This is a genomic window from Williamsia sp., from assembly GCF_036566845.1.
In the GTDB taxonomy this organism is placed as follows: Bacteria; Actinomycetota; Actinomycetes; order Mycobacteriales; family Mycobacteriaceae; genus Williamsia.
Genome location: NZ_DATCVM010000038.1, coordinates 1 through 12,634, shown reverse-complemented (window position 1 = coordinate 12,634; position 12,634 = coordinate 1). Strand labels below are relative to the sequence as shown.

The window sequence follows — 12,634 nt, the reverse complement described above, 5'->3', positions numbered from 1 at the left end:
ACACCGATGAAGTTGGCGCCCACAACATTCCAGTGGATGTGTTTGAGGGTCAGGTGCAGGTCGTTGAACGCACTGAGACGTTCCTGCAAGACGGCGATCAACTTCTTCGTGGCGTCATCCGAGAGGCCCGGTGCTGTGAATGTCATGTCTGGCGGTTTCCCGCATAGGCCGAAGCCTAAACTTGTCGTGCCCAGATCGTTTCGCGACTCCCGCGAACGACATGGTCGTGAAAGGTTCGGCGTTCGTGGCCACAGATCCTGAAAGTGCTGATCTTCGTACCTACGTTGATGCAGACGAAGTCCTCGCACAGGGCCGTCGCCTGCGCGAACAGCTCCCGCAGTCGGCGCACGACCACCGGACCGCCGCCGGCAACCGGCCCGGCGTCCTCGAGTACATCGAGTCGAGCAACATCGGCAGACTGCCGGAGCTGGCACCGCTGCGGATCGGCCGGATGACCGCGTCACCGTACGCATTCTTCCGGGGCGGCGCCGGTCTGATGGCGGCCGACCTCGCCGACACCCCGAACAGCGGGCTGGTCGCCCAGTTGTGCGGCGACGCGCACGCCGCGAACTTCGGCCTGTACGGCACTCCGGACGGTCAGATCGTCATGGACATCAACGACTTCGACGAGACGATCCCCGGTCCGTGGGAATGGGACCTCAAACGTCTCTCGGCGAGTCTCGTTCTGGCGGGCCGTGAGGGCAACGTCTCGGAGGCGGGGTGCCGGGAGGCCGCCCGCGACGCCGTGAAGTCCTATCGAAGGACGGTCCACAGACTCGCCGAAGCGCCTTTTCTCCGCTCGTGGTCGGCATTGCCCGACGCGTCCATTCTCGATCGGGTCAAGGCCGATGCCCTACTCGAGGCCTTCAACGACGCCTCGAAGAAGGCTCGGCGCAACACGAGTGAGAAGGTGGTCGCCAAGTGGACCGAGCACCTCGAAGACCACACAACCGGTATCCGCCGGCACCGATTTGTCACCGATCCTCCGATCCTCACCCACGTCGATGCCGCCACCGCCGACTCGGTGATCACCGGCCTGAGCACCTACGTTGACACATTGCGCGAGTCCAGGCGCAATCTGATCACCCGATTCGCGGTCTCGGACATCGCGTTTCGCATCGTCGGGACCGGAAGCGTCGGATTGCGCAGCTACGTGGCGCTGCTGCACGGCAATCGCTCGGAGGACCTGGTACTCCAGGTGAAACAGGCGGGCCGGTCTGCTCTGGCTCCGTTCGTGTCGGCAGCCACGCCCCGCCACGAGGGCAAGCGAATCGTGCGGGGAGCCCGGATGGTTCAGTCCGAGACCGACATCCTGCTCGGCTGGACCACCATCGACGGCCTGCCGTACATTGTGCGGCAGTTCCGCAATCTCAAGGGCGACATCGACCCGACCTCCCTGAAACGGACCCTGCTCGACGACTACGGCCGTCTCGCCGGAGCGCTTCTCGCCCGGGCACATTCGAGATCACTCGACCCGCGGTTGTTGTCCGGGTATTTCGGCGAAGGCAGCGCCCTCGACAAGGACATCGCGAGCTTTGCCGTCCGCTATGCGGACCAGACCGAGGACGACCACGCCGTCCTCGTCGCCGCCGTGACTGCGGGAACGATTGAGGCACAGATCGAGTAGCGCGCGGCGGATGTCCTTGACACCCCATACCCATTGGGATTGGCTCAACTGAACACTATTGCGAAAGTCCCAACGGATGTCGAAGGATTCGAGAAAATGACGCAGAACCCGCCCCCGCCCGGGAACGAACCGAACGTTCCCCTCGGAAAGAATCCAGGACAGCCTGAGCCCCCGCAGGGCGGGCAGTATCCGCCGCCCGGTGGCTACCAGCCTCCGCAAGGGGGCCAATACCCGCCGCCACCGCCTGCAGGTGGCCAGTATCCCCCGCCTCAGCAGGGTGGCTACCAGCCTCCCCAGGGCGGATTCCCGCCACCACCGCCGGCCGGCCAGTACGCACCACAGGGCGGCGGATACCCCGCCGCGGGTGGCTTCGGACCTCCGGAACTGTCCGTCGGTGCGGCGATCAGCTACGGCTGGGAGAAGTACAAGGCGAACGTCGGTCCATGGATCGCGGTGGTCCTGCTATCCGTCGTCGTGAGCTGGGTGGTGTCCTTCGTCTTCTCGGGCTTCAAGTTGAGCACCACCAACCTCGGGCTACTCGCGCTCAGCACGCTCGCATCGTTTGTGGTGAGCACCCTGTTCAAGGCCGCCATGACCAACGGCGCCCTGGCCGAACTGGACGGAAACCGTCCGTCGATCAACACCTTCTTCAACTTCAGAAACCTGGCCGTGGTGTTCATCGTCGCCATCGTTGTCGGCGTCGCCACCGTGATCGGTCTTTTCCTGCTTTTGATCCCAGGCCTCATCGTCATGTTCCTGACCTGGTACGCACTGACGTTCGCGATCGACCGGGACATGGACGCGATGGCCTCCATCAAGGCAAGCTTCGAACTGACGTCGAACAATGTCGGCCCGCTTCTGCTCCTGGCGCTGGCATGCTTCGGTTTGAACTTCGTCGGTGCCATCCTCTGCGGCATCGGGTTGTTGGTGACCATCCCCGTCACCCTCATCGCGAGCACCTACGCCTACCGCGTCCTCACCGGTGGAGTCGTCTCGCCCACCGCGTAACGGGCAGCGGATCGCCGCCAGACAGTCGCTCGAAACCCCCCGATACCGGCACCGATCATGGTGCCGGTATCGGCTTTTTTGTCCCGGAGTGGGCACCGGCCTCAGGGGCCCGATGCCCCTGTGGGCGCCGGGACCTCGATCTGTGGCGCGCTGGCTTCCCGGCGCGCTGCGCCCCGGGTGAGCAGGACACCGCCGATGGCGACGATCCAGACGGCGAATTGCACCGTCCACGCGACCCGGAACGCGTCGAACGAGTAGCCGCCCATCGCGCCGATGATGCTGCCCATCGCCTGGATCACCACGATGGACACCAAGAATCCGCCCATGTTGACCAGGCCCTGCGCGGTGCCCAGTACCGAACTCGAGTTCGAGGTACGGGCGAAATCGAATCCGATCATCGAACCTGGACCACCCACCGAGGCGACCACCACCAGAAGCACCAACAACCAGATCGGAGCCTGCGTGGGAATCACCAGCATGATCGCCCAGATCAGCGCGTTGCTTCCCATGATCGCCAATACCAGGTCGGACCGGCGCCGAGGATAGCGTCCGGTGAAGACTCCGATCAAGATCCCGGAGACGATGATGACCCCAACCGACAACGTCAGGATGCCACCGGCAGCCTCCTTGGAAAGCCCCTGTGCGGCGGTCAGATACGGGATGCCCCACATGAGCGAGAAGACCGCGATCGAGAACTGCGTGCCCATGTGGGTGAAGAAGCCCAGTCTGGTCCCGGAGCGTGACCACACTGTCTTGACACTGCCCAGCGTTCGGCGCAGCGACGTCCGTTCGACTGCAGTCACCGTTCCGGCCGGGGCATTGCGCACCACCGCCGCCGTCAACACCACCGACAGCACTCCGAGGGCCGCAGCCGACACGTACGCCGCTGTCCAACCATGCGCGTCGAGCAGCACGAGGAACGGCACCGCGGACAACACCTGGCCCAACTGACCGCAGATACCGGTCAACTGGGTGAGCAGCGGTACCCGCCGTGGGACGAACCATCGGGGCACCAGCCGCAGCACCGAGATGAACGTGAACGCATCGCCCACCCCCACCAGGACCCGCGCCGCGATGGCGACCGACAGTTCGTCGGTCAGCGCCATCGTCATCTGACCGGTGACCAGGATCAAGCCCCCGATCAACAGCATCGCCCGGGAACCGAAGCGGTCGAGCAGTAGTCCGGAGGGGATCTGCGAGAAGGCGTAGACCGTGAGCTGCAGGACCACAAACGTGGACAGCACACCAGGTGGCGCCGAGAATCGTTCGGCGGCGTCGAGCCCCGACACACCCAGCGTCGTTCTGGCCAGGACCGCCACCACGTAAGCGAAGGTGCCGGTCGCCCAGATCAACCATGAGCGCACAGCGATCCCTTTCATGTTCTTGCCCCCGGTGCTCAAGCATGGCGCTGACCGATTCACCCGCGACATCCGGCCCCCGGGGGTCCCGGCGACCGCAGGTCATGCGCGATGATGGATCCGTGCCGACTTCGGATGGTTCGCCGACAGATCCCAAGACCCCTCCCGGTGCGGTCGATGCGCGATTCACCCTCGCCGCCGAGCGAACGGTGTTGTCGTGGTTCCGGACCGCCCTCGGACTCGTCGCCGCCGGGCTCGCGGTGATGCACGTCCTGCCCGACTACTCGAGCCAGACGTCCCGCGACGTACTGGGCATCGGCCTGGTGGCATTCGGGACATTCGCCGCCATCGCCGGCGGCGTGCGCTGGCGACAGACCACGGCCGCGCTGCGTGACGGTGGCGAGATGCCCGGTCCGCTGCCGGTGTGGCTGCTGATCACGGCACTCACCGTCTTCTCGGTGTTCGCGGTTGCCCTCGGACTGCAATCGCGCTGATCGCGACCTGGTCGACGGAACACCCGCCTGCGGCGGATGATGGAACACCTAGGCGTCGTCCGTCGTTGTAAGGACCGAGCTCCACGGTGACAATTGTTAAGGAGAGTCCACGTGTCGAATGAGTACCGTAAAGACCCCGAGGCCATCGCCCGGCTGAACCCGGCGCAGTTCGCGGTCACACAGGAATCGGCCACCGAACCGGCCTTCCGGAACGAGTTCTGGGACAACCACGAAGCCGGTCTCTATGTCGACATCGTGTCCGGTGAGCCACTGTTCACGTCGACCCAGAAGTTCGACAGCGGTTGTGGCTGGCCGAGTTTCACGACTCCGATCGAACCGGCCAACGTCGTGGAGAAGAGTGACACCACGCATGGGATGGTCCGGACCGAAGTCCGTTCGACCCACGGAGACAGCCACCTCGGCCACGTCTTCAACGACGGACCCATCGCCGAGGGTGGCCTGCGCTACTGCATCAATTCCGCCTCGCTTCGCTTCATCCAGGTCGCTGACATGGAGAAGGAAGGCTACGGCGAGTACCTGAAGCTGTTTTCAACCGAGGAGGCGAAGTAGATGACCGACAAGGCGATACTTGCGGGCGGATGTTTCTGGGGCGTGCAGGATCTGGTCCGTAAGCGGCCGGGTGTTGTCTCTACGCGAGTCGGCTACACCGGCGGCGACGTACCCAATGCGACGTACCGGAACCACGGCACGCATGCCGAGGCCCTGGAGATCGAGTTCGACCCGGAGCAGACCAGCTACCGCGATCTGCTGGAGTTCTTCTTCCAGATCCACGACCCGTCGACCAAGAACCGGCAGGGCAACGACGTCGGAACCAGCTACCGCTCGGCGATCTTCTATACCGACGACGAGCAGAAGCGCGTTGCGCTGGACACGATCGCCGATGTGGACGCATCCGGTTTGTGGCCGGGCAAGGTGGTCACCGAGGTGACTCCGGCCGGCGACTTCTGGGAGGCAGAGCCCGAGCACCAGGACTACCTCGAACGCATCCCGAACGGCTACACGTGCCACTACGTTCGGCCTGACTGGAAGCTTCCACGCCGAAGGCAAACCACCAGCTAGAAGTTGGTTTCTCGAATCCCCGCGCGACCACGGTCGTGCGGGGATTTGACTTTCCCACCAGGAAAGTAGACACTACTTTCCTAATAGGAAAGTGAGGACTGCTATGGCTGACATCGACCCGAAAGACGCCCGCGAGGCCCTGGAATCCGCTGAGCGTGCCCGTCGCCAGATGAGCGACGAAGTCGGTTTGCCCGCGGCGTACTGGTGGGGTCTGGCAGGCGGATGGCTGGCGCTCGGAGCCATCGCCGAGTTCTGTCCGTGGTGGCTATCCGTGGCGGCAACGATCCTTTTCGGTGCCGGGCACGCGATCGTCGCGTCGCGGCTCCTGAGTGGCAGCCGACGTACATCCGTTGTCCAGGTGAGTCGTGAGGTGACCGGCACCAAGAATGCACTGGTGGTGATCGGGATCCTGCTGATGCTGGTGGCCCTGACCATCTCGTTCGCCCTCATCCTCGACGCCCAGGATGTCGGACTACCCGCACTGTGGTCGGCATTGATCGTCGCCGTGCTGACCGGGGTCGGCGGACCGGAGATCCTGGCCAACGTGCGCAAATGGGTACGTGCGTGAGTGCAACCGACGGTTTCGACGAACTCATCCACCCGAGTACACGTCTGTCGCTGGTAGCCACCCTCGCAGCGGCCGACTGGGCCGAGTTCTCATTCCTGAAAGAGCACCTCGATCTCTCCGATTCGGCGCTGTCCAAGCAGTTGTCGACGCTCGAAAGTGCCGGCTACCTGATCACCGAACGGGCCACCACCGGGCGTCGGCGAACTGTACGGGTCAGCCTCACCGATGCCGGACGACGAGCTTTCGACGGCCACATCGCCGCGTTGAAGGCGATCGTCGGCATCACCGATTGAATTCGTCGATCACCTGGTCACCCAGACGACCCCGGGCCCAGACGATCCCAGCCCGGACGATCAGAAGCCCAGGCCCATCCAGTCCGTGGCTGTGAACGACTTCTCCAGGTGCGCGGCCTCGACCTTGACCTCATCCGGGTCGGGGTCGAGGCCATCGCCGGCGATGGCACGCAGCGCGGCCGCGACGCCGGCCTCATAGGTCTCGTAACCACCGATCACCACGCAGTCTGAACGCCACCAGACGAGCAGATGGGATCCGCTCGGGGACGGGCAGAAGCCGATCACCCGACCATCGCGAGCCAACGTCGGGCAGTCGTCGGGGAAGGCGTCGGTTTCACTCATGGGAGCACTGTATTCGCGGTCCCCGACGAACGCTCTGACCAGCGCGGACAACCGTCGCGCAGACGCGATGTGTTTGCCGTCACGACCCGCCGGGTAGTCCATCAGCAACATCAACCATGTTTGGAGCTGGTCATGGACACCGTCGTCTGGATTGTTATCGCAGTTGTGGTCGTACTTCTTTTGATCGCTCTCGCGTTCGCACTGATGCGGCAGCGGAAGGCCCGCCGTCGCGTCCAGGCCGGGGAGATCCGGCAGGCCGCCTCCCTCCGGGTGAACGACGTTCAGCGGGACGAGGCCATCGCCGAGGAAGCCGCCGCGCGGGCTCGTCGCGCCAAGGCCGACGCGGATGCCAAGGCAGCGGAAGCCAAGCGCCTGTCTACCGAGGCCCAGAACCGTCATGGCGTTGCGGCGACGTCGCGTGAGGAACTCCAATCAGAGTTCGAACATGCTGACAAGATCGACCCCGATGTACCGAAGAACCAGAAGGTGAACCAGAACCATGGTCGGCACGAAAGTCCGCAGAACCCGCGGAACGACAACCCGCAGAACACCTGGAACGACAGCGGCCAGAACCTCCGCAACCAGAACCCACAGGACCCGGGGCGCCAAACCCCGGAGAACACACAGAACCGCTGAGACGCGTTCGGCGCGGCTGGTCGTTTAGGCTCGACAGATGCGCCATGGAATATCGATTCTGCTCGATCAGCCGTGGCGGGAAGCCCGTCCCAAATGGGAGCGAGTCCACGAGATGGGCTTCGACCACGGCTGGTTCTTCGACCACCTGGTGTGGGGCGGACTCCCCGATTCCCAGTGGTTTTCGTGCATTCCGACGATGACCGCGGCCGCGGCCATCACCCCGATCAAGCTCGGAACGTTTGTCGCCACACCCAATTTCCGCCACCCGGTCTCGTTCTCCCGCGAGATCGAAACGCTGCTCGACATCGCCGGCGACCGAATCCTGTTGGGGCTCGGGGCCGGTGGGACACCCGACGACGGCATCGAGGGCAAAGCACCGCTGACCCCGCGACAGAAGGTCGACCGGTTCCAGGAGTTCACCCTGCTGCTGAGCCGGCTCCTGGGTGAGGATCATGTCACGGCGGACGGTGACTACTACCAGGCCCGGGACATGCGCTTGGTTGGCGGTCCGGTCCGCGACAACGTCCCGTTCATCCTCGCCGGCAACGGCCCGCGATCGGTCCGGTTCGCCGCGAAACACGGTGACGCCTGGATGACCACCGGCGTGAAAGCGGCATCGCTGGACGAGTGGTTCACCGGGATTGCCGCGAACTGCGCGCTACTCGACGAGGCGCTGCTGGCGAACGACCGCGACCCCGCCGGCTTCGATCGCTACCTGAATCTGGATGCCTCACCACAATTCTCGCTGGAAAGTCTCGGCGTCTTCGACGAGATGGTCGGCCGGGCATCAGAACTTGGATTCACGGATGTGATCACACACTGGCCACGAGAAGGCGACCCGTTTCGAGGATCGGTGTCGGTCCTCGAATCCCTGGCAGAACGCGGCTTCGCGGCGCCGTGACCAGGCGCGGACATCTGGGTGATCATTCCCTTCCCGGGTTCGCGAGTCGAAGGCGACGTCGGACGGGTCATGCAAAAGGTTGGGCCGACACAGCCAGTTGGAACGATGCATCCGACGCCGCCTGGTTTTCATCAGGGCGCTCTGGACCAGAGTCTCTATCCTGTTGAGCAATCACGCCGATCTTTGACAGAGAGGGGCGGCCCGTGGGGCAGTGGGTCGTATTGCCATTCGCCGCGACGCCCGCCGACGTGGCCGAACTACGTCGGAGCCTTCGCGACGACATGAAGGCGGAGCCCCGCCTGGTTGGTCACGCAACCACGCTCGGAAAGTCGCGCATTTTCACGCATCTGCTGGCCGAAGGAGCACTTCCGGGGCAGGTGCGGGCCGGACTTGCACAACTCTGTGTTGCACATCGAGTGTTGGTGCGGTTGTCGGCCGAGGATGTCGACCTGTTTTGGGCGGCGACTGGACTCACCTCGCCGCCGGTCACTGTGGCCGACTTGAGTAGAATTTTGAAGTCGAACCGGAAAGCGATTGAGCGCAGGCTGAACTCGATCGACGCGAAGGTCGCCGAATTGCTGCGGACACGAGCTCTGCCACTGCCCTCCGCGGCAGTTCGTTCACCCACTGCCGCGGAAAACGTTGTTGCACTGAGCTCAGACGCGGCGTTGACGTCTACTCCGCGGTCGGTGAGCGCGATCAAAGCCTATGCCGAACGGCTGCGAACACCGTTCAATACGGTTCTCGATGGGTTGCCCGCTCCACCCAGGTCTGCGAAAGACGAGCGGTACAGAGACTCGCTGAGGGTTCCCGCGCGGCTCGAGACACTGGCGTACGACCCACCGCTGCTGGGTACCGCGTACTCGCTTGACCCAGAGGATGGCGATCCGGCCAAGGCTCTCGATGACCTCGAGCGCGCCGCGCGTGATGGCGGATCCGCGCAACGCTCTGAGTTGATCGCCAGAGTAGCGCGGCTGATTCCCGACGCCCATGTCCTCGGGGTTGCAAGCCGATTGAGGTTCCTCGAGCTCGCATTCGGTATCACCCGCGACGCGGAGAATCTACGTGCGTTGCGATTTGCCATGGCGTGGGAGTCGGAGTCAGCACAGCTGGAGGACACCGATGCCCGCGAGTTCGCACTCATGTCGGCACGAGCCGGACGAGCCCACGTACTGCAGATGTTCGGCCATCTGGACCTGGCGAGCTCCCAATATCGGCGAGCTGCGGCACCGCATCTCTCGAAAGACCACAAGAGTGACCTGCCAATCGCACATGTTGAACGCCTCAACGACATTCTCGGACAGATCGCGTACACCGAGAGCCTACGGTGCGGGAATATGGCGGCCGCCATGAAGGCCCTTGATCAGATGCACCGGCTGGAAGAGCTCGTAGCTCCATCACTCGAAGCGGAGTTCACCCGTCTCCGAAGGACTTTCGAAGTAAGACTGGTCTTGACGACATCCGGCTCGACGTTGCGCCCCCGGCGTGACATCGCGGCGCACGACCATTCCCTCCTCGAGGCATCACGGGAAGAGTTCTTCTCGGTCGCCGCGCGCCATGCTGAACCGAACCGTCTCCTCTCGGCGGCAGACCTCAGAGTGCTCTGGGCGATCCGAGAGCGTGACATCGTCACGGTTGAGCAGAGTCTCGCCGAGTTCTCCGATGTGAGCGACGGTATGCGCGGGTACGCAAACCTCAGCCATCGCACGCAAACACGGATTTCCACCGCGATTGCGTTGTGGCAACCTCTGAGGGACGTCCAGCCTGTGCAGGGGATCGAGGACCCCTGGCGCGAACCCGGACTCATTCCCAAACGGGCGACAGGGCTGATGGTGTATCCGAAGCGGGATCGCTGAAAGCGTCGTGCCAGCCGAAGCGTCTCGGGCCATCCGCTGACTGCCGATGAGCGTGTCGCACTTTTGCGACATCGACGTCAATCACTGGTAAGTGTCGGCTCGGGACGCGAGCATTCCCTCTTATCCGCGACCGACCGGCGCGGTGGGAGGGACATCCGATGTCGACCACAACTAGTGTCAGCAATAGTTTCGGTACACGACCAGGCTATTCCGAGGACTCCTGCCTCGGACTCGCACATCTGATCAGCGAAGAGTTCCCGCTGACCTTCTCGGTGACCGGCAGTCCCGTCACCCATCTCGTCAGCACCTTGGATGAGATCTCGGGGGGTCATCACTACGTGCTGAATGAGAAGTCCGCAGTAGAACAGGCTTTCGGTGCCTCGCAGGCGGGCCAACGGTGTTGCGTCATCATGAAACACAACGGACTGGGCTGCGCCCTCGACAGTCTCGCGAACGCCGGGCTCCACACGATCGGCGGAGCGCTCATCGTGATCGTTGGTGATGATCCGGGCGCCGTGAGTTCGACTTCTGCCGTCGATAGCCGCCAACTGGCCGAGGCCGCCAAGATTCCGTTGATCGAACCGTCCTTGGCCGCCGACTGCACCGTCGTCCTCGACGCCGCCATCGGACTCTCTGAACGTCATCACACCCCCGTGATAGTCAGGGTGTCCAACGCCCTTCATGAGCCGTGTTCGCGTGTAGGAGTATCTGATTGGCTGCATGGCGCACCGTCTGCCTCTATCGGACCACAGAATGCGCCCCACGGGCACGATCGAGATGCGATCGCCTTCGGACTGACCAAGGGCGGCCGAGTGCAGTATCAACACACCGTCACCTTGCCCCGGTTCTACGCCTCGAGCGCCCCGATCGCCTCGTATTCGCGATGCGACTCCGAAGGGTGCAACAAAGGGATAGTGGCGTTCGGCGCGGCCGCGCGATACTGCGAAATCCCAGGGACGTGTCGACTGGTGGTTCGGCGCTCGGGTCCGCTGCCGGCGACCGTCGTGAACTTCGTCGAGCGCCACTCTGAAGTGATGATCGTCGAAGAGTCTGTCCCACATCTGGAACAGCAGATCCGGATGGCCACTCCGCACACAGCGTCCACTATTCGCGGACGTCTGAGTGGGCACCTTCCTGAGTCCGGGCCGCTGAGCCGCGAAGTGGTGGATCTTGCGGTCCGTTGCGGAGCGCAGGTGGATCCGGCGATACCAGAAGTCAAAGGTACAAAGGTTCAGCCTCCCGGCGATCACCACGTGTTGTATTCCAGCCTGGGAGCTATCCGACGTGACGGTACGTTCGTCGCTGCGGACGTGGGTTCGGCGGTGCGACTGTGTTACCCGCCCTATAACGCTGCAGATGCCTCCCTGACCCTGGGGTCTGCTGGAGCGGTAGCCGTCGGTGCTGCGCGGGCGGGTCGCGATGCAGTAGGTGTCCTCGGCGATTTCGCATTGCTCCACAGCGGTCTGGAGGCAGTACTCGATGCCGCAGCAAACCAGGTCGATGTCGTGTTCGTGGTGTTGGTGAACGGAATTCAGGCCAAGACGGGGGGCCAGCCGGTTCCAGCTGTCGACCTCGCCGGGCTCTTGCGGGCTTGCGGAGTCCGAACGATCGATCGGTGGCGTCTGGACGATCTGGATGAGGCAGACACCAGGGCGAGGATTTCGTCGTTGATCGAGACGAAAGGACCCTCGGTTGCGCTGGTAATGTCCGGTGCCGCGGCAGGCGCGGAGGCATACCGGTGGTAAGCGAACAGTTGCCCCACATCGTAATCCTCGCCGGCGGAGGGGGAACACGCCTGTGGCCGGCCAGCCGCAGGGCGCGGCCAAAGTTCCTCATGACCGTTCGGGGTCACCAGACAATGCTGGACGAGACGATTTCCCGAGCAACGATGTTCACCGATCCCGATCGGATTCTCCTGGTCACCGGCGCCAGAAATGCAACTGAAGTAGGGGTGATCGCCGAACGGTGGGGCGTGGCGATGATCGCCGAGCCCTCGCCTCGCGACACCGCCGCCTCCTTGGTCCTCGCTGCACTTCTCATCCAGCAGAACGACCCCGGAGCAGTCGTCATCAGTATGCCTGCCGACCATCTCATCGACGGTTCCACGCAGTTCATGGCGAGCATGCGAGACTGCATCACTGAGGCACAGCGGGATCGCATCGCCTGTATCGGAGTGAGTCCACAGGGGCCCAATACGAACTTCGGTTATGTCAAAGCACCCTCAGACGAGTCGACCTCACCGCGCGCGGCAACAAGCTTCCACGAGAAGCCCGACGCTGCGGCGGCACTACGGTATTGGCGCTCTGGTGCCTACTTCTGGAATACGGCGATCATGGGTTGGCGCAGCAATATCCTGCTGTCCGTTGCCGAGACTGTCGCCGCCGATCTCGCGGCGATGGTGGCTCAGGCAGTTCAGACAGACGGAACCATCGACGGCGAGAAATGGACGAAGCTCCCGAAGATCGCGGCTG

The 12,634-nt window shown here is 63.6% G+C and carries 14 protein-coding genes and 1 pseudogene; 12 read left to right on the top strand and 3 right to left on the bottom strand.

Annotated elements, in window-relative coordinates:
• A pseudogene (locus VIQ49_RS03350) lies at positions 1 to 146 on the bottom strand (DNA starvation/stationary phase protection protein); the annotation flags it as partial.
• 98 nt (positions 147 to 244) lie between these two features.
• On the opposite strand from VIQ49_RS03350, the gene VIQ49_RS03345 reads away from it, so the two are divergent.
• Both VIQ49_RS03345 and VIQ49_RS03340 read left to right on the top strand, forming a co-directional pair.
• Positions 245 to 1,627 carry a DUF2252 domain-containing protein gene (locus VIQ49_RS03345; RefSeq protein WP_331880746.1) on the top strand — a complete coding sequence of 461 codons (1,383 nt, stop codon included), beginning with the start codon at positions 245 to 247 and terminating at the stop codon, positions 1,625 to 1,627.
• Positions 1,628 to 1,723: 96 nt separating this feature from the next.
• A complete protein-coding gene (locus tag VIQ49_RS03340; protein WP_331880744.1) occupies positions 1,724 to 2,635 on the top strand; it encodes a hypothetical protein in 912 nt (303 codons plus the stop codon).
• Positions 2,636 to 2,736: 101 nt separating this feature from the next.
• Here VIQ49_RS03340 and VIQ49_RS03335 read toward each other — a convergent pair whose 3' ends face one another.
• Positions 2,737 to 4,014 carry an MFS transporter gene (locus VIQ49_RS03335; protein WP_331880742.1) on the bottom strand — a complete coding sequence of 426 codons (1,278 nt, stop codon included), beginning with the start codon at positions 4,012 to 4,014 and terminating at the stop codon, positions 2,737 to 2,739.
• Positions 4,015 to 4,115: 101 nt separating this feature from the next.
• On the opposite strand from VIQ49_RS03335, the gene VIQ49_RS03330 reads away from it, so the two are divergent.
• The 5 genes from VIQ49_RS03330 to VIQ49_RS03310 all read left to right on the top strand — a co-directional run bounded on the left by VIQ49_RS03330 (position 4,116) and on the right by VIQ49_RS03310 (position 6,428).
• Positions 4,116 to 4,487, top strand: a complete 372-nt coding sequence (locus VIQ49_RS03330) for a YidH family protein (RefSeq protein ID WP_331880740.1) — start codon at positions 4,116 to 4,118, stop codon at positions 4,485 to 4,487.
• Between the two features lie 111 nt (positions 4,488 to 4,598).
• Complete coding sequence (gene msrB, locus VIQ49_RS03325; protein ID WP_331880737.1) at positions 4,599 to 5,057, top strand: peptide-methionine (R)-S-oxide reductase MsrB; 459 nt, start codon at positions 4,599 to 4,601, stop codon at positions 5,055 to 5,057.
• On the top strand, positions 5,058 to 5,567 hold the full coding sequence (gene msrA, locus VIQ49_RS03320; RefSeq protein WP_331880735.1) for a peptide-methionine (S)-S-oxide reductase MsrA: 510 nt from the start codon (positions 5,058 to 5,060) through the stop codon (positions 5,565 to 5,567). It begins immediately after the preceding gene.
• Between the two features lie 103 nt (positions 5,568 to 5,670).
• Complete coding sequence (locus VIQ49_RS03315) at positions 5,671 to 6,135, top strand: hypothetical protein (RefSeq protein WP_331880733.1); 465 nt, start codon at positions 5,671 to 5,673, stop codon at positions 6,133 to 6,135.
• Entirely contained in the window at positions 6,120 to 6,428 is a 309-nt protein-coding gene (locus VIQ49_RS03310; RefSeq protein ID WP_331880730.1) for a transcriptional regulator, read from the top strand. The genes VIQ49_RS03315 and VIQ49_RS03310 overlap by 16 nt, the downstream gene beginning before the upstream one ends.
• A gap of 60 nt (positions 6,429 to 6,488) precedes the next feature.
• On the opposite strand, the gene VIQ49_RS03305 is transcribed toward VIQ49_RS03310, so the two are convergent.
• Positions 6,489 to 6,770, bottom strand: coding sequence for a hypothetical protein (locus VIQ49_RS03305; protein WP_331880728.1), 282 nt, complete (start codon positions 6,768 to 6,770; stop codon positions 6,489 to 6,491).
• Between the two features lie 132 nt (positions 6,771 to 6,902).
• Between VIQ49_RS03305 and VIQ49_RS03300 the strand changes: the two genes are divergently transcribed.
• From VIQ49_RS03300 to VIQ49_RS03280, 5 genes are all read left to right on the top strand, one after another.
• Positions 6,903 to 7,406, top strand: coding sequence for a hypothetical protein (locus tag VIQ49_RS03300; protein ID WP_331880726.1), 504 nt, complete (start codon positions 6,903 to 6,905; stop codon positions 7,404 to 7,406).
• A gap of 37 nt (positions 7,407 to 7,443) precedes the next feature.
• The gene (locus tag VIQ49_RS03295; RefSeq protein ID WP_331880723.1) at positions 7,444 to 8,307 is read left to right on the top strand and encodes an LLM class flavin-dependent oxidoreductase; all 864 of its coding nucleotides are present in this window, start codon (positions 7,444 to 7,446) and stop codon (positions 8,305 to 8,307) included.
• A 203-nt stretch (positions 8,308 to 8,510) separates the two neighbouring features.
• Complete coding sequence (locus VIQ49_RS03290; protein ID WP_331880720.1) at positions 8,511 to 10,163, top strand: hypothetical protein; 1,653 nt, start codon at positions 8,511 to 8,513, stop codon at positions 10,161 to 10,163.
• Positions 10,164 to 10,321: 158 nt separating this feature from the next.
• Entirely contained in the window at positions 10,322 to 11,908 is a 1,587-nt protein-coding gene (locus tag VIQ49_RS03285; RefSeq protein ID WP_331880717.1) for a thiamine pyrophosphate-dependent enzyme, read from the top strand.
• Positions 11,902 to 12,634, top strand: a 733-nt coding sequence (locus VIQ49_RS03280) for a sugar phosphate nucleotidyltransferase (protein WP_331880715.1), incomplete at its 3' end; no start/stop codon positions are given. The genes VIQ49_RS03285 and VIQ49_RS03280, both read left to right, overlap by 7 nt.